This is a genomic window from Massilia sp. AB1, assembly GCF_018119385.1.
In the GTDB taxonomy this organism is placed as follows: Bacteria; Pseudomonadota; Gammaproteobacteria; order Burkholderiales; family Burkholderiaceae_D; genus Telluria.
Genome location: NZ_JAGKSG010000012.1, coordinates 105,760 through 122,679 on the forward strand (window position 1 = coordinate 105,760; position 16,920 = coordinate 122,679).

At 67.1% G+C, this 16,920-nt stretch carries 17 protein-coding genes; 14 read left to right on the forward strand and 3 right to left on the reverse strand.

Going from position 1 to position 16,920, the window contains the following annotated elements; genetic code table 11:
- Positions 1-2 precede the first annotated feature (2 nt).
- The 3 genes from J8847_RS09670 to greB all read right to left on the reverse strand — a co-directional run bounded on the left by J8847_RS09670 (position 3) and on the right by greB (position 1,800).
- Complete coding sequence (locus tag J8847_RS09670; protein ID WP_211524488.1) at positions 3-428, reverse strand: YciI family protein; 426 nt, start codon at positions 426-428, stop codon at positions 3-5.
- 197 nt (positions 429-625) lie between these two features.
- Complete coding sequence (locus J8847_RS09675) at positions 626-1,225, reverse strand: biliverdin-producing heme oxygenase (protein ID WP_211524489.1); 600 nt, start codon at positions 1,223-1,225, stop codon at positions 626-628.
- Between the two features lie 8 nt (positions 1,226-1,233).
- A complete protein-coding gene (gene greB / locus J8847_RS09680; protein WP_211524490.1) occupies positions 1,234-1,800 on the reverse strand; it encodes a transcription elongation factor GreB in 567 nt (188 codons plus the stop codon).
- Between the two features lie 51 nt (positions 1,801-1,851).
- Here greB and J8847_RS09685 point away from each other — a divergent pair, with 51 nt between their 5' ends.
- The 14 genes from J8847_RS09685 (at position 1,852) to J8847_RS09750 (ending at position 16,805) form a co-directional block, all read left to right on the forward strand.
- Entirely contained in the window at positions 1,852-2,493 is a 642-nt protein-coding gene (locus tag J8847_RS09685; protein ID WP_229429594.1) for a hypothetical protein, read from the forward strand.
- Complete coding sequence (locus J8847_RS09690; protein WP_211524491.1) at positions 2,490-3,971, forward strand: ATP-binding protein; 1,482 nt, start codon at positions 2,490-2,492, stop codon at positions 3,969-3,971. The genes J8847_RS09685 and J8847_RS09690 overlap by 4 nt, the downstream gene beginning before the upstream one ends.
- Positions 3,968-4,615: a response regulator transcription factor gene (locus tag J8847_RS09695; RefSeq protein ID WP_211524492.1), complete on the forward strand. Its 648-nt coding sequence runs from the start codon at positions 3,968-3,970 to the stop codon at positions 4,613-4,615. The genes J8847_RS09690 and J8847_RS09695 overlap by 4 nt, the downstream gene beginning before the upstream one ends.
- Before the next feature lie 88 nt (positions 4,616-4,703).
- Positions 4,704-6,284: a GGDEF domain-containing protein gene (locus J8847_RS09700; protein ID WP_211524493.1), complete on the forward strand. Its 1,581-nt coding sequence runs from the start codon at positions 4,704-4,706 to the stop codon at positions 6,282-6,284.
- Positions 6,285-6,644: 360 nt separating this feature from the next.
- Positions 6,645-8,108 (forward strand): flagellin, encoded by a 1,464-nt coding sequence (locus J8847_RS09705; RefSeq protein ID WP_211524494.1) that lies wholly within the window; start codon positions 6,645-6,647, stop codon positions 8,106-8,108.
- 86 nt (positions 8,109-8,194) lie between these two features.
- Positions 8,195-8,551, forward strand: coding sequence for a flagellar protein FlaG (locus J8847_RS09710; protein WP_211524495.1), 357 nt, complete (start codon positions 8,195-8,197; stop codon positions 8,549-8,551).
- Positions 8,552-8,740: 189 nt separating this feature from the next.
- Positions 8,741-11,389: a flagellar filament capping protein FliD gene (fliD, locus tag J8847_RS24510; protein WP_211524496.1), complete on the forward strand. Its 2,649-nt coding sequence runs from the start codon at positions 8,741-8,743 to the stop codon at positions 11,387-11,389.
- Positions 11,390-11,414: 25 nt separating this feature from the next.
- Positions 11,415-11,879 (forward strand): flagellar export chaperone FliS, encoded by a 465-nt coding sequence (fliS, locus tag J8847_RS09720; protein WP_211524497.1) that lies wholly within the window; start codon positions 11,415-11,417, stop codon positions 11,877-11,879.
- Between the two features lie 5 nt (positions 11,880-11,884).
- A complete protein-coding gene (locus J8847_RS09725; RefSeq protein ID WP_229429593.1) occupies positions 11,885-12,214 on the forward strand; it encodes a flagellar protein FliT in 330 nt (109 codons plus the stop codon).
- A 23-nt stretch (positions 12,215-12,237) separates the two neighbouring features.
- The gene (locus tag J8847_RS09730) at positions 12,238-13,347 is read left to right on the forward strand and encodes a flagellar hook-length control protein FliK (RefSeq protein ID WP_211524498.1); all 1,110 of its coding nucleotides are present in this window, start codon (positions 12,238-12,240) and stop codon (positions 13,345-13,347) included.
- Positions 13,340-13,690 carry an EscU/YscU/HrcU family type III secretion system export apparatus switch protein gene (locus J8847_RS09735; RefSeq protein ID WP_211524499.1) on the forward strand — a complete coding sequence of 117 codons (351 nt, stop codon included), beginning with the start codon at positions 13,340-13,342 and terminating at the stop codon, positions 13,688-13,690. Before J8847_RS09730 ends, J8847_RS09735 begins: the two co-directional genes overlap by 8 nt.
- Positions 13,683-14,432, forward strand: coding sequence for a flagellar brake protein (locus J8847_RS09740; protein WP_211524500.1), 750 nt, complete (start codon positions 13,683-13,685; stop codon positions 14,430-14,432). The genes J8847_RS09735 and J8847_RS09740 overlap by 8 nt, the downstream gene beginning before the upstream one ends.
- Positions 14,433-14,564: 132 nt before the next feature.
- The gene (locus J8847_RS09745; RefSeq protein WP_211524501.1) at positions 14,565-16,220 is read left to right on the forward strand and encodes a PAS domain S-box protein; all 1,656 of its coding nucleotides are present in this window, start codon (positions 14,565-14,567) and stop codon (positions 16,218-16,220) included.
- Between the two features lie 120 nt (positions 16,221-16,340).
- Positions 16,341-16,805, forward strand: coding sequence for a carboxymuconolactone decarboxylase family protein (locus J8847_RS09750; protein ID WP_211524502.1), 465 nt, complete (start codon positions 16,341-16,343; stop codon positions 16,803-16,805).
- Positions 16,806-16,920: the final 115 nt, after the last annotated feature.

A 16,920-nucleotide genomic window follows, 5' to 3' on the forward strand; every position in this document is an offset into this window, starting at 1 on the left:
CTTCATTGCGCCAGGGCGGCGCGCTGGCGTTCTTCCTGCTCGCGCAGTTCCGGCGTCATGTTGTCGCCGAAATCCTCCATCTCGAAGAGCTGGCGAATCTCGATCTCGGCCTCGCCGCCTTCCATCGGCATCGGGACTTTCTTGACCCACTCGATGGCTTCCTCGCGCGAGGCCACGCGCCAGATCCAGAAGCCGGCGACCAGCTGTTTCGTTTCCGGGAAAGGACCGTTCTCCACCTGCACGCCGCCGTCTTTCGAGAAGCGCACCCGGGCGCCGCGCGAGGACGGGTGCAGGCCTTCGCCGGAGACCATCACCCCTGCCTTGATCAGTTCGTCATTGAACCGGCCCATCTCGGCCAGCAGCTGCTCGCTGGGCATGTGGCCGGCTTCGCTGTGCTGGTCGGCTTTCAGCAGAATCATGAAACGCATGGTGTCCTCCGATGTGTTGTGGTCGATAAGGGCGGCTGTTTGCTGCCGTGTATCGTACGACGAATGGAGGACAGGGGAATCGACGTGGCCGCGAAAAATTTTTTGTCCACCTCGCCTAAAAACCCGACATCCCGGCCTTCGCCGGGAGTCATTTGCGCCAGTGGCGGGAATGACGGTCTTGAGGTTGGCGGGAGGGGTCAGCAGCCGGTCTGCTCGGGCTTCAGCCCCAGTTCGATAATCCGGTCAAACGCCTCACACGCCCCCGCACACGCCTCGGCAATCTCCTCCTGCGTCCTCACTCCCGTCCTGAGCGCCAGCATGAATTCCCGCCACCTCGCCCCCGGCCCTTCCGCCGCGCCGCGCAGGTAGCGCAGCGGGTGCGGCGCCAGCCGTTCGGCCAGGCGGCCGTACAGCACCGTTCCGCCCAGCTGCGAACCTTCGATGACATAGCACACGCCCCAGCGGTAGGCCGCGCTCGCCTCTTGCGGCCAGGCCCGATCCGCGGCAGGCGAAGCCATCGCCGGCATGCCCGGCTCGGCCAGGTCGCGCTCGATCAGGGCCAGGCGCTCCACCCGCGCCAGCGCCGCCTGCGGCCCGTCCGCGAAGCCAGCGAACCAGCCCTCCAGCGGCCGCAGCCAGTCGCGCACCATGCTCAGGTGCAGCGCATACTCTTCCAGGCCCGCCTGCGCGCCGGACAGGGGCAAGCCGCTGTCCAGGCGCTCGTGGCGCGAGGCCGTGGCGGAGCGCAGCGCGGCCAGAACGTCCGGCGCGCTGGCGCTCTTCGTAAATTGATTCATGCAGCCTTTCAGTCCGCGTGGGGTTCGGGATACTCGACCGACAGGATCTCGAGCTCGTCCACGCCCTGCGGCGTGTGCAGCTGCACCACGTCGCCCTCCCGGGCCTTGGTCAGGGCGCGCGCCACCGGCGACACCCAGCTGATCTTGCCCTTCAGCGGATCGAGCTCGTCGATGCCGACGATGGTGACGGTATGTTCTTCGCCCGCCTTGTTGAGATAGGTAACCGTGGCCCCGAAGAAGACCTGGTCGTTGCCGTAATGAACGCTCGGATCGACCGGGAAGGCCGAGTCCATGCGCTTGGTGAGGAAGCGGATGCGGCGGTCGATCTCGCGCAGGCGGCGCTTGCCGTAGATATAGTCGCCGTTCTCCGAACGGTCGCCGTTCGAGGCTGCCCAGTGCACGATCCTGACCACCTCGGGACGGTCGACATCGATCAGCTGCAGCAGCTCGTCCTTGATGCGCTGGTAGCCGGCGGGCGTGATGTAATTCTTGGCGCCGGCAGGGATCGCCTGCGCCAGGGCCAACGCCTCATCGTCGTCCTCGTTGTCGGACTCTTTCACAAATGCCTTGTTCATGGGCCCTATTGTAGCGGGACCGGCCGCGGAACGCCCTCCGGATGACGTATCATGCGACTCATGAGACGAGCGCCCCCCACCCGCAGCCGCTTGCTCGCGCCCCTGGTCCAGCTGGCGGCGCTGATCCTGCTCGCCGAAGCCTGGACCTGGCAGGTCGGCGGCCGCCTCGCCGCCGCCCTCGCCACCTGGCCGCCGCTGCGCTGGCTGGAAGCGCGCATCCGCACCCTCCCGCCCTGGGCCGCGCTCACCGCCTTCGTGCTGCCCGGCCTGCTGCTGCTGCCGGTCAAGCTGCTGGCCCTGCTCGCCATTGCCCACGGTCACGCCATCGCCGGCGTGACCGGCTTTATCGTCGCCAAGCTGGGCGGCGCGGCCATCGTCGCCCGGATCTACATCCTGACCCTGCCCACCTTGCTCACGGTGGGCTGGTTCGCGCGCTGCCACGGCGGCTTCCTGCGCCTCAAGGACCGCCTGCTGGCCGCCCTGCGCGCGAGCCATGTTTACCGGCACTTGCGCCGCCTGATGAACGCCTGGCGCTACGGCGCCCGCCGCCTGCTGCGCCGCCTGCGCCGCAAAGGGCGCGCGATCCCTAGCAATGCCAGCCACCTGGTGCGCGTGCTGCGCCGCTTCAGCGCCCGCTACCGCAGCCAGTCGCGCAGCCGGCGCGAAAAGAAACCCGAAACCGGATCGCCATGAGTCCCAATCCCTCCCTCGCCGCCGAGATGCAGTCGGCCACGTCCGAGATCTACCTGTTCGACGCCGCCACCCTGGAAGTGGTCGACGCCAACCAGGCCGCCCGCCTGCACCTGGGCTACGACAACGCCACCTTGTGCAAGATGACAGCCTTCCAGCTCGCGCCCTCGCTCGACTGCGGCGCCGTGACCGAGCTGTTGCAGGACCTGAGCGAGGACGTCGGCGCCCAGGTGGGGCTGCGCACGCGGCTGCGGCGCGCGGACGGCAGCAGCTATCCGGTCAAGCTGTGCTTCCTGCGCATCGTGCGCGACGGCCAGCGCCTGCTGCTGGCGATCGGCGAAGACTTGTCCCTGGAACAGGCCGCGACCCTGGCCCTGGAACAGTACCAGGCGCGCTTCAACGCCATCGTCAACCACACCCCGGGCCTGGTCTACCAGTTCATGCTGCACCCGGACGGGCGCACCGACTTCCCCTACCTGAGCGACGGCTGCCAGGCGCTGCTCGGCCTGACCGTGCTGGAACTGCAGCACGACGCGAGCCTGTTCGAGCGCCTGATCCTGCCTGAAGACCGCAAGGGCTACCAGGAAGCCATGCAGGCCTCGCGCACGGCGCTGTCGGCCTGGAACTGGGAAGGCCGGATCTGGATCGACGCCTGGAAGGACGTCAAGTGGATCAACCTGCGCGCCACGCCGCACGCGCTGCCGGACGGCGCGCTGCAGTGGGACGGCATCATGACCAACATCACCGCCAGCCGCGAGGAGCAGGAAGAGGTGCGCCGCTCGCGCGCCCGCCTGGCCGAGCTGACCGCCCACATCGAACAGGTGAAGGAACAGGAACGCACCCGCATCGCGCGCGAGATCCACGACGACCTGGGCGGCAACCTGACCGCCATCAAGATGGCGCTGGCGATGCTCTCGGCGCGCCTGCCCGTCGACCAGCCGGCCCTGGGCGCCAAGGCCGCCTATGTCGACGACCTGGTCGACCGCACGATCGAGGCCGTGCACCGCATCTCGCTCGACCTGCGTCCCACCACCCTCGACCTGGGCCTGGTCGCGGCCCTGGAATGGCAGGCGCGCGAATTCGAGAAGCAGATGGGCATCGCCGTCGTCATGCGCTGCCCCGACAAGGACATCGAGCTCGACCCCGACCACGCCGCCGCCCTGTTCCGCATCTTCCGGGAAGCGCTCACGAATATCGCCAAGCACGCGGGCGCCACCCGGGTGACGGTGTCGCTGCGCCGCCAGCGCCATCACTTGAGCCTGAGCATCTGCGACAACGGCCGCGGCATCCAGCCGGCCGACCGCCTCAAGCCCCAGTCCTTCGGTCTGCGCGGCATGAGCGAACGCGCCAGGGCGCTCGGCGGCACGCTGGCCTTGTCGGCGGCGCCCGGAGGTGGCACGATGGTGACCATCAAGATCAGGCTGGCCCCGGCTCCCGCCACCGGGACCGCCAAGACCAGCAAGGCAGCACTAGAAGAATGACTGACAAAGCAACTATCCGAGTTTTCATTGCCGATGACCATGCCATTGTCCGCGAAGGACTCAAGCAGATCCTGGCCGAGCAGCGCGACATCATTGTCGCCGGCGAAGCCGAGAATGGCCTCGACGCCACCAAGCTGATCGGCAAAGCGCGCTGCCATGTGATGCTCCTCGACATTTCCCTGCCCGACCGCAACGGCATCGACGTCCTCAAGCAGGTCAAGAAAGACCGTCCCGAGCTGGCGGTGCTGATGCTGTCCATGCACCGCGAAGACCAGTACGCGATCCGCGCGCTCAAGGCAGGCGCGTCCGGCTACCTGACCAAGCAGAGCGCGCCGAAGGAACTGGTGACGGCGATCCGCCAGGTGGCCTCCGGCCAGAAATACGTCAGCGCCGCCCTGGCCCAGACCCTGGCCAGCCAGATCGGCGAGGACCACGAGGCGGCGGTGCACGAAACCCTGTCCGACCGCGAATACCAGACCCTGACCATGATCGCTTCCGGCATGACGGTCAGCGAAATCGCCAAGGAATTGTCGCTGTCGGTCAAGACGATCAGCGAATACCGCGCGCGCCTCCTGGTGAAGATGAAGCTCAAGACCAGTGCCGAACTGACCACTTATGCAATTCGCAACGGCTTGGTAGATTAGAAATACGGGACTTTGTTACCGTTTACTCATTGATGGTAAGCAAAAAAGATGCTTATCATGTCGGGATTAGTGCCGTCGTCTTTACATCATGTCGAACCTGCCGTCCCCTCCTGCCGCACCCGCCGCCCTGAACCCCGCCGAGATTGCCCGCGAAGCCTTCCGGCGCCTGGCCACGCGCCGCATTGCGCCGACCCCCGACGCCTACCGCGCAATCTATGACGAGATCGCCGGGATTCCGCCGGCCCCGCCCGCGCCGGCGCCGGACAGCGGCGCGGTCGAGGTGCTGGCCGGCTTCGCCCGGCGCCTGGCGGAAACCCCGGGCGAGGTCTCCGAATACGGCCGCCGCATGCTGCGCGCGGTCAAGGCCGGCGACTGGATCGCCACCACGCAGGCGCTGGGCCAGGTCTCCGAGCGCCATCTGCGCCGCAACACGCCGATCACCTCCATCGGCGCCGAGGAGCCCGACACCCGCCTGCTGCGCGAGATGCTGGCGCGCACCCTGTCCTTCGCGGTCGCCTCGCTGCTGAGCGGCAGCCCGGACCTGGTGAAGGAAGCCGAAAGCCTGGGCAGCGCGGTCAAGACCGCGACCGGCGAAACCGAGCTGCAGGACATCGCCTCGCGCCTGAAGCAGCTGTGCTTCCAGATCGAACTGCGCGGCGGCGATAAGGCCGAAGAGCAGGAACTGCTGCTCCGCCTGTTTAAACTGCTGCTCGACAATGTCAGCGAGCTGCTGGACGACGACAACTGGATGCGCGGCCAGATCGCCGCTGTCCAGGACCTGATCGCCGGCCCGCTGGACGCGCGTGCGCTGGAGGACGCCACCCGCAGCCTGAAGGACGTGATCATCCGCCAGGGCCACCTGAAGCACAGCATCGCCGACGTCAAGTCGACCATGAAGAACATGATGATGACCTTCATCGACCGCCTCGGCACGGCGGCGGCGGCGAGCGGCGACTATCATGCCAAGCTGGGCGGCTTCTCGGAACGCATCGGGCGCGCCGCCGACATCACGGAACTCAACGCCGTGCTGGAAGAAGTCCTTCGCGAGACGCGCCAGGCCCAGGATGAGGCCCTGGCCGCGCGCGACCGCATGCTGGCCGCCCACCGCGAGGTGCAGGATGCCGAGCAGCGCATCCGCGAGCTGGAAGCGGAACTCCAGCACATGAGCGAACTGGTGCGCGAAGACCAGCTGACCGGCAGCCTCAACCGCCGTGGCCTGGACGACGTGTTCGAGCGCGAGAGCGCGCGCGCCGACCGCCGCAACATGCCCTTGTGCGTGGCCCTGCTCGACCTGGACAACTTCAAGCGCCTGAACGACACCTATGGCCACCTGGCCGGCGACGCCGCCTTGAAGCACCTTGTCAAAGTGGTACGCGACACCCTGCGCTCGATGGACGTGATCGCCCGCTTCGGCGGCGAAGAGTTCCTGATCCTGCTGCCCGAGACCAGCGTCGAGGCGGCCGCGGCGGCCATGGTCAGGGTGCAGCGCGAGCTGACCCGGCATTTCTTCCTGCACGAGAACGAGAAGATGCTGATCACTTTCTCCTGCGGCGTGGCGCTGCGCCTGCCGAACGAGGACCAGCTGTCGGTCATGGCGCGCGCCGACAAGGCCATGTACCAGGCCAAGAACAGCGGCAAGAACCGCGTGGTGGTGGCGGACAATCCCTGAACCGGCGCCAGCGCTTGTCATCCTGCTACGCCGCTGCCGCGCAAGCGCTCAGCGGCGTTGTTCTTTCGATAGCAAAAATTGCGTGAACGTCATCCCGCTCTCCCCTAGCCCCAAAAAAATTTCCAGAAAAAAATAATTTTTTTTGCCCTAAAGTCTCGATTTTTGCCGCCGACAAGAGGCGCCCTCATAGAGCGTCAGCAGCGAATTCCGAAAAAAACTGCATTTTTGCCCCTCAAGTTTTTCCCCAGAATAACGTTACCTGCATCAACAGCGGTTTGATCGTCACAAGAACAGCGTGGCGGACCAAAGTGAACAGGGCACAGTGGCCCACCCTGAAAGACATTAGTCTGGAGAAATACCATGGCATCCGTAATCAACACCAACGTCGCATCCCTGAACTCGCAGCGTAACCTGTCGACCTCGCAGGCTTCCCTGAACACCTCGATCCAGCGCCTGTCGTCGGGCCTGCGCATCAACAGCGCCAAGGACGACGCTGCCGGCCTCGCCATCTCGGACCGCATGAACTCGCAGATCCGCGGCATGACCCAGGCCACCCGCAATGCGAACGACGGTGTGTCGATGGCCCAAACCGCTGAAGGCGCCCTGTCGAGCTCGGGCGACATCCTGCAGCGTATCCGCGAACTGGCAGTGCAGTCGTCGAACTCGTCGAACTCGGCTGGCGACCGCAAGGCCCTGCAAACTGAAGTCACCCAACTGACCTCGGAACTGAACCGTATCGCCGGCACCACCGAGTTCAACGGCCAGAAGCTGCTGGACGGCACGATGGGCACCGCGAACTTCCAGGTCGGCGCCAATGCAGGCCAGCTGATCTCGATGACCGGTTCGAACTTCACCACCTCGACCTACGGCAACAACCGCCTGGCCAACGACGCCGTCGCGGCTGCATCGGGTTCGACCAACGGCATCGCCGCCGGCACCCTGACCATCAACGGCTCGACCGGTTCGGAAGACATCGATATCGCCTCCAACGCCTCGGCCAAGGTCGTTGCAGCGCAGATCAACGGCAAGAGCGGTGAAACCGGCGTGACCGCCGAAGCCAAGACCGAGTCCTTCCTGGACGTGGCTGCTGCCGGCCAATCGTACGCACTGGAAGTGAAGTCGGACAATGCCGACGCCGTGACCGTGTCGTTCAAGGTCGAGACCGACGACGCCAACGGCTGGGCATCTGCCGTCAGCGCGTTCAATGCCCAGTCCGCCAAAACCGGCGTGACCGCATCCTACGACGCAGAACGCGGCGGCCTGAAGCTGACCAATGCCAGCGGCGAAAACATCAACCTGAAGAACACCTCGGCTGGCACCGGCCTGACCGCGGCGGCCTACAACGCCGACGGCAAGACCGTCAGCGCCTCGCAGAGTGTCGCTGCAAGCGGCGCCAGCGAAGTGACTGTCGCCGGCCGCATCACCATGGACTCGGAGCAGAGCTTCTCGGTGGTCGACGATTCCGACTTCGCCCTGGACACCAAGGACGCCGGCGCATCGAGCCTGGAATCGGTCGCCAAGATCGACATCAGCACCTTCGAAGGCGCCCAGGCGGCCCTGAAGACTGCCGACGCGGCCCTGGGCCTGGTGAACAGCCAGCGCGCACAGTACGGCGCACTGCAGTCGCGCTTCGAATCGGCGATCTCGAACCTGCAGTCGTCGACCGAGAACCTGTCGGCATCGCGCAGCCGCATCGTCGACACCGACTTCGCTGCTGAAACCGCGAAAATGACCCGCGGCCAGATCCTGCAGCAAGCTGGTACCTCGATGCTGGCCCAGGCGAACTCGCTGCCGAACGGCGTCCTGTCGCTCCTGCGTGGTTAATCCCCGGACCAGCTAGTCCGCCCGTGATGTAAAACGGATCCTCGGCTGAAGAAATTCAGCCGAGGATTTTTCGCTAGGGAAGTCACATGAACATCCAATCGCTAGGTTCACCCGTGGCGTCGCGGCTGGAAGAGCGCTCGCTTCCGGCGCTCGAGCAGCACACCGCGCAGCCTGCCAAGGCCGCCCAGTCCGCCGGCGCGCCAGAGGCCGCCCAGCCTTCGCGCGAAGAGCTCACCGACGCGGTGCGCAAGATCAACGAGGGCATGAAATCCTCGGCGCAGAGCCTGGAGTTCGCCATCGACGACGAGAGCAAGGAAATCGTGGTCAAGATCATCGACCAGCACACCCGCGAAGTGGTGCGCCAGATCCCCTCCGTCGAAGCGCTCGAGATCGCCAAGTCGATCGACAAGATGCGCGGCCTCCTGATCAGCCAGACGGCCTGATCGTTTTTGACGACCTCAGCGTGCGCCTCCCTCCGGGAGCGCGCACCGCTGTTGCACGCCTGTCATCCTTCCTTGTCGTCCTGTCATCGCCCTCTTCAACTATTTGAATAGGGACATATTTCCCGCTCTTAAGTCCGGTTTGCTTCTGTCGATAATGACTTACATTATCGCTTTCACGGGAGAAACAAAGTGGGCATCAGTTCATCCGGTATCGGTTCCGGCCTCGACGTCGACGGCATCATCGCGAAGCTGATGCAGGCCGAGTCGGCGCCGCTCGCCAACTTCGACAAGAAGGCGTCCACCCTGCAGGCGCGCATGGCTGCGCTCGGCAGGGTCAGCGCCGCCGTGGGCGCTTTCCAGGGCGCCCTGACCACCCTCAATTCTCCCTCGACCTTCAGCGCCCTGAGCAGCACGTCGAGCAACAAGGACATCCTGTCCGGCACCGCCGGCGCGGGCGCCGTCGCGGGCAAGTACAAGATCAACGTGACCCAGCTGGCCTCGGCCCAGAGCCTGACCACCGCCGGCCGCGCCAGCATGAGCGCGACCATCGGTTCCGGCGCCAAGACCACCCTGACCTTCCAGTTCGGCAGCATCGGCGGCGGCAGCTTCGGCGTGGCCGGCAGCGCGCTGGGCCCGTCCATCGCCAGCAGCGGCATCAGCAACGGCTCGCTGTCGATCAACGGCACCGCCATTACCACCAGCACCAGCACCCGCAGCGCGGCCCAGCTGGCCGAGGCGATCAACGCCAAGAGCGACACCACCGGCGTCACCGCCAAGGCCAATCCGGCGACCAGCGCCGCCAACCTGTTCGGCGGCTTCGCCAGCGTCAGCGTCGACGCCGGCGAGAGCTACGGTCTATCCGTCGGCGGCGTGCAGATCGTCACCCATACCAACGACCTGGCTTCGCTGAGTGCTGGCGATATCGACGCGGCGCTGGCCAGTGGCAGTGTCAGCTCGGCGCTGGCCGCCGCCAACATCACCTTCACTGGCAGCGCGGCCACGCGCGATTTGCAATTCACCGCCGCGGACGGTTCCAACCTGACTGTGACCGAAGCCGTGACCGGCACGGTCGACGGCGGCATCGCCGGCGCCGGCCCGAATACGGGCTCGAGCGTGACCACCACCGCCGGCGTCACCCTGAGCTCGGCCGACGGCGACCAGATCCAGATCGGCGGAACCAATCCGGCCGCTGCCGGCTTCAGCGCCGGCAGCGCCGGCAGCTACCTGGGCGGCGCCGCCTTCACGCAGGACGGCGCCCAGGCCAGCGGCACCGTGACCCTGGACGCCGGCGACCAGTCGCTGCAAGGCATCCGCGACGCCATCAACAAGGCCAACATCGGCGTGACCGCGACCATCGTCTCGGACGGCGGCGACAACCCCTATCACCTGGTGCTGACCTCGAACAAGACCGGCGCCAAGTCCTCGATGAAGATCAGCGTGGACGGCGACAGCGGCCAGCCGCCGAACCCGGACATCGCCGCCCTGCTCGGCCACGATCCAGGGGGCGTCCAGGGCCTCAAGCAGACCAGCGCGGCCCGGGACACCCTGCTGAACATGAACGGGATCGACATCCGCAGCAGCAGCACCACCGTCACCGAAGCCGTGCAGGGCGTGTCCCTGGACGTCACGGCGGTCGGCAGCGCGACCCTGAACGTCAGCCGCGACACCGCCTCGGTCTCAAGCGCGGTCAACAACTTCGTCAAGGCCTACAACGACCTCAACAAGACGATCACGGGCCTGACCGGCTACAACGCCGAGACCAAGACGGCCGGCGTGCTGCAGGGCGACGCCTCGGTGCGCTCGATCCAGAGCCAGCTGCGGCGCCAGCTCGGCACCGCCGTGGAAGGCCTGGGCGGCAAGCTGACCACGCTCAGCCAGGTCGGCATCACCTTCCAGAAGGACGGCAACCTGGCCGTGGATTCGAGCAAGCTGAACAAGGCGGTCAACGAAAACTTCGCCGAGATCGGCGGCCTGTTCGCGGCCGTGGGCGCGGCCACCGACGGCATGATCAAGTTCGACAAATCGGGGCCGGCCACCAAGCCGGGTACCTATGGCGTCAACATCACCACCCTGGCGAGCCAGGGCACCCTGACCAGCGCGAGCGCCCTGTCCGGTTCGACCACGATCGCCGCCGGCACCACCTGGCGCATCACGCTCAACCAGACCGACCCCGTCACCGCCAGCAAGACCCAGGATATCGCGCTGACCGCCGGCACCTATACCAACGAGCAGCTGGCCTCGATGCTGCGCGCGGCGGTCAACGGCAACAGCGTCTTCGCGGGCGCCGGCGACACGGTCGAAACCAAGGTCGACAGCAACGGCCTGCTGTCGGTTTCGTCGAGCAAGTACGGCTCGACCTCGAACATCGCCATCGCCACGGTAAGCGGCACCGATCCGGCCATCCTGTTCGGCGGCGCCGCACCGGTCGTGGGCAAGGACGTCGAAGGCACGATCGGCGGCGTCGCCGCCACCGGCAACGGCCAGGCGCTGACCGCCGCGGCGGGCTCGCCGGCCGAAGGCATCCAGATCTCGATCACCGGCGGCGCCATCGGCGAGCGCGGCACCGTCAGCTTCTCGAAAGGCTTCGCCTTCGAGCTGACCAACCTGGCCGCCAGCTTTACCGGCAAGGGCAGCCTGCTCACCAGCAAGACCGACGGATTGAACGTCACGCTCAAGGCGATCAATACCCAGAAGGACCAGTTCAATTCGCGCCTGGAAGGCATCGAAAAACGTTACCGGGCCCAGTTCACGGCGCTCGACGCCGCGCTGGTGTCGATGCAGTCGACCTCGGCCTACCTGACCCAGCAGCTTGCGGCGCTCAACGCGAACGCAGGCTAACACTACGCAACACCTGGAGAACACCATGTTTGGAACCATGCAACGCGGCGTCGGCGCCTATGCGAAAGTCGGTCTCGAGACCGGCGTGGCGGCAGCTTCCCCACACAAGCTGATCATCATGCTGTACGACGGCGCCATGGTGGCGCTGCTCAGCGCGATCAACAACATGAAGGGGACCAACGGCGCGGCCAACGTGGCGGCCAAGGGCGCCTCGATCTCGAAGGCGATCACGATCATCGACAACGGCCTGCGCGCCTCGCTCGACAAGGCGGCCGGCGGCGAGATCGCCCAGAACCTGGACGCGCTGTACGACTACATGAGCCGCCGCCTGCTGCAGGCCAACATCAAGAACGACGTCGCCGCGGTCGAGGAAGTCCACGGCCTGATGTCGGACCTGCGCGAAGCCTGGGTGGCGATCGGCGAGAAGAACGAGCAGCCTGACGCCCCTGCTGTCCCGGCGATGCAAAAACCCACCCTGGTGAGCGTATAAGGATCATGATCATGACCGGACAAGAAGTCGTTTCCGTCTACGAGACCATGGTCGGCATCACCGACCGCATGCTGGACGCCGCCACCGCGAGCGACTGGGACCGGCTGACCGAGCTGGAACAGGAGTGCGCCGCCTGCGTGCGCCGCCTGCGCGAGCACGAAGGCGCGCAGCCGCTGGCCGGCCAGGAGCGCGTGCGCAAGGTCAACGCGATCCGCAAGATGCTCGACGCCGACCGCCAGATCCGCGACCTCACCACCCCGTGGATGGCGCGCCTGTCGGCCCTGATCAGCAACACCACGACCGAACGGCGCGTCGCGCGCGCCTACGGCGTCTGAGGCCGTCCCGGCCTGACTGAGGGATGCTGCCGCGCGAGCTGGTTTCCGCCGTCCCCCGGGTCGATCCGTCCCGGCCGGCCGAGCAGGCCCTCGACCCGCGCCAGCAAGCCTTCCAGCGCGCCGTCGCGCCCTTGATGGGCAAGGCCATCCACGGCGAAGTGCTCGCCAGGCTGACCGACGGCAGCTTCGTGGTCAAGGTGGCCGACATCCCGGCCCGCATGCAGCTGCCGCCCGGCGCCCAGGTCGGCGCCGACGTTCCCCTCACCCTCGTTTCCCTCCAGCCGCGCGCCACCTTCCAGGTCGGCGCCCAGGCCACCAGCGCCTTCACCGAGGCCGGCCCGCCCCTGCCGGAAGGCGCCGATCCGTCCAAGGCCCCGCTGGCCTACCGCGAAGGCGCGCCGGTCGGGCGCGCGGCGGCCTTGCTGGCCCAGGCCGGCGCCGGCGCCACCCTGGCCTTCCCTGCCGGGACCGAAGCGAACAACACCACGCTGAGCCCGGCGGGCAAGGCCATCGCCACGGTGCTGGCCGCCGCCGGCAAGGCGGAGGCGCCATTGAGCGGCCTGGTCGGGCGCCCCCCCGTGGTCGGCAGCCCGTCTGCCGATCCCGGCGCGATCGCCCAGGGTTTGCAGCAGGCGGTCGGCAAGAGCGGGCTGTTCTACGAATCGCATGTCGCCGAATGGGCGCAAGGCGCCCGCGCGCTGGCCGAACTGGCGGGCGAGCCGCAGCAGCAGGCCGCCCAGGCAGGGAACCGCCCGCAGGCGGGCGATCCCGCCACCGCGCAGTTCATCAACCTGCAGCTGGCCACCCAGGAACAGGCCCGGCTCCATTGGCAAGGCCAGTTGTGGCCGGGCCAGGAGATGGAATGGGACGTGCGGCGCGAGGACGAGCACCAGGGCGCCGAGGCCGAAGCTGGCGTCTGGCACAGCCGCCTGCGCCTGCGGTTCCCGGAACTGGGCGAACTCGACGCCAGCCTGACCCTGGCAGGCGGCGTCCTGCAGCTGCGTTTCGCCACCGGCAGCGAAGAAACCGCCGCCCTGCTGCGCCGCCACGCGCCCGAACTGGCCGCCGCGCTCGATGCGGTGGGCACGCCGCTGGGCGGCTTCGACGCCCGTCCAGGAGCGCCCGATGCGTGAGGAAGGCAAGCGCCGCCAGAGCGCCGTTGCCCTCGCCTACGGCGCCGGCGACCCGGCGCCCAAGGTCGTGGCCAAGGGCCAGGGGCTGGTGGCGGAGAAGATCATGGAACGCGCGCGCGAAGCCGGCGTGTTCGTGCACGAGTCGAAGGAACTGGTGTCCCTGCTGATGCAGGTGGACCTGGACCGGGAGATCCCGCCTGGCCTGTATCGGGCGATTGCGGAACTGTTGGCCTGGTTATATCATATTGAGTCGGCGCAAAGGAATGGAGATGTTCTCCCTTCCGCACCCGATCCGATCGCCCACCTAGACCCCGTGGCAAGGACACCTGGCAGCAATGAATAACGCAGAACTGGAAAACTGGCACGACTATGAAGTCAGGTCGCGCCGCGAGATCGTGTCCCTGCTGCGCCAGATCGGCGAGAAGAACCAGCTGATCCGCATGCTGGTCAAGGGCGAGTCGGACGTGGCCGTCACCTCGATCCTGGAAGTCGACGACGACACCGACACGATCGTGCTGGACCGCTCCATCGACCCGCTGCAGAACGACCGCATCGTGGCCGCCGGCAGCGTGCGCTGCGAAACCACGCTCGACAAGATCCGCATCCTGTTCACCGCCGAAGCCCTGGACGAGACCAGCCACCGCGGCGGCCTGGCGCTGCGCGCCGACATCCCCCCGACCCTGATCCGCCTGCAGCGGCGCGAGTTCTACCGCATGCCCACCCCGGTGAGCAACCCGGTGCGCGCGCTGATCCCGCTGCCGCTGGAACTGGGCGGCGGCGCCGGCGTCTTCCCGCTGCACGACATCAGCGTCGGCGGCATCGCCATCCTCGACAACAAGCTCCAGCTGGACAACACGATCGGCCGGGTGATCGAGAACTGCCGCATCGAGCTGCCCGACGTCGGACCGGTCACGACCTCGCTCCAGATCCGCAATTCGCTGGACCTGACCTTGCTGAACAACAAAACCAACCGCCGCCTCGGCTGCCAGTTCGTCGATATCTCGCGCGGCGCCCTGGCCGGCGTGCAGCGCTACATCACCAAGCTCGAACGCGAGCGCAACGCGCGCCTGGCCGGCCTTGCCTGAGGCCAGGCCGGCGGCCCGTCCCGTGCCGCGTGATCCGTACTATTTTTTAGTTACTTTATTGCTAACTGGCGCTCTTTCCTGGTGATACTTAGGCTACACTAAGGAGTATCTGCACCTGCCGATGCCTCCCCGATGACGCCTCCTGTTCCGGATACACGCCTCTTCTCCGCCGCGTTCACCCATTCGCAAGTCGGCATGGCCCTGGTGGGCCTGCACGGCCATTGGCTGGAGGTCAATCCCGCCCTATGCCGCATCCTCGGCTATTCGCGCGGCGAGCTGCTGTCCACGACCTTCCAGGCGCTGACCCATCCGGAAGACCTGGATGACGACCTGAACCTGATGCACGAAGTCCTGGGCGGCGAGCGCGACACCTACACGCTGGAAAAGCGCTACCGCCACCTCGACGGGCGCATCGTCTGGGCCCAGCTGACCGTCTCCGTCACCCGCGACGCCGGCGGCCAGCCGGAATGCTTCGTGGCCCAGGTGATCGACATCTCGGCCCAGAAGGCGGCGCTCGAGGACCGCGACGCCTTTTTCATGCTCTCGCCCGACCTGCTGGCGATCGCCGGCACCGACGGGCGCCTGCGCCAGGTGAATCCCGCCTGGACCGAGGCCCTGGGCTGGACCTCGGAAGACCTGACCTCGCGCCCCTTCATCGACTTCGTGCATCCGGACGATGTCGACCGTACCCTGGCCGAGGCCGAGTCGATCTACGCGGGCGGCCTGACCACCGGGTTCTGCAACCGCTATCGCCACGCCGCGGGCGGCTACCGCTGGCTCGAATGGAGCACGCGTTCGGTGGGCAGCGGCCGGCTGTACTGCACCGTGCGCGACGTCACCGAGTTCGTCGAGAACGCCGAGGCGCTGCGCGCCCAGGAGGAAAAGATCCGCCTGCTGCTCGACCAGGCCAACGACGCCTTCATCGGCATGGACGAGCACAGCGTGATCACCGAGTGGAACAAGCAGGCCGAGCTGACCTTCGGCTGGAAGGCCGAGGAAGCCATCGGCCGCCCGATGGTCGAGCTGATCGCCCCCGAGCGCCTGCGCCAGCGCCACCTGGACGGCATGGCGGCCTTCCTCTCCGCCAGCGACGGCCGCACCTACACCAAGCGGGTCGAGGTACCCGCCCTGCGGCGCGACGGCACCGAGATCCTGGTCGAATTCTCGGTCGGCATGCTGCCCCACCGCGGCCGGCGCTACTTCTACGCCTTCCTGCGCGACGTCTCGGAGCAGCGCCGCCTGGCCGAGCAGATGCACTACCAGGCCACGCACGACTTCCTGACCGGCCTGCCGAACCGCTACGCCTTCATGGAGCGCCTGCAGCACGCCATCGACACCACCCAGCGCACGCCGCATTCGCTGGCGCTGCTGTTCATCGACCTGGACGGGTTCAAGTCGGTGAACGACCTGTGCGGACACGAGGCGGGCGACGCGGTGCTGATCGACTTCGGCCGCCGCCTCACCGGGGCGGTACGCCGCACCGACACGGTGGCGCGCCTGGCGGGCGACGAATTCGTCGTGATGCTCGACCAGGCGGGCGACGCGCGCGCCGACATCGAACAAGTGGCGCGCAAGATCCTCGTGGCCGCCGCCCTGCCCTATGATGCGGCCGCCGGGTGCGAGCCCATCGGCGCCAGCATCGGCGTGGCCTTCCACGTGCCCGGCGACAGCGCCGACGCGCTGCTGTCGCGCGCGGATACGGCCATGTATGCGGCCAAGAAGGCGGGCAAGCATCGGGCGGCGGTGTTGATGGCGGATGGGCGGGTGGTGTACTGCCGGGTGGGCTGACACTGCGCAGCGGATCCACCCCAAAATTTTTAACACCCATGTCACACCGCCGACCGATGGCTCGTCTTATCAGGCATGAGGGACGCACACCGCGCCCACCCCACCTGAAAGGACACCAGCATGTCGCACGTCGCCCGCATCAACCTCTTCACCCTGGCCCCCGCCAACCTGAAGGCCATGATCAACCTGTCGATGACCAACAAGAAAGGCGCCCTCGGCGAGCGCCTGGTCGAGCTGGTGCAGCTGCGCGTGTCGCTGGTCAACGGCTGCGGCGTGTGCATCGACATGCACTGGCGCGACCTGGTCCGCCAGGGCCTCGATCCGCGCCACCTGAACGCCATCGGCGCCTGGCGCGAAGCGCCCTGGTTCAGCGAACGCGAACGCGCCGCGCTGGCCTGGGCCGACGCCGTCAACGCCCTGCCCCAGCGCGACGACACCGACGCCGCCTGGCCGGCCCTGCGTGAGCATTTCACGGACGCCGAGATCGCCGAACTTGGCTATACTATCGCCGCCATCCGGGGCTGGAATTCGATCAACCTGAGCCTGCGCAACCAGATCCCCGAACAGCCTGCGCCGGGCATGTAAGCGACCACCTACCGAGGATGCCCCTGCACGGCCACGACACCGTCACCCTGGTCCAGGCCCTGCAGATCCTGGGAAGCGCCGGCGACCTGGCCATGGGCCAGCCGCCCGGCCACTC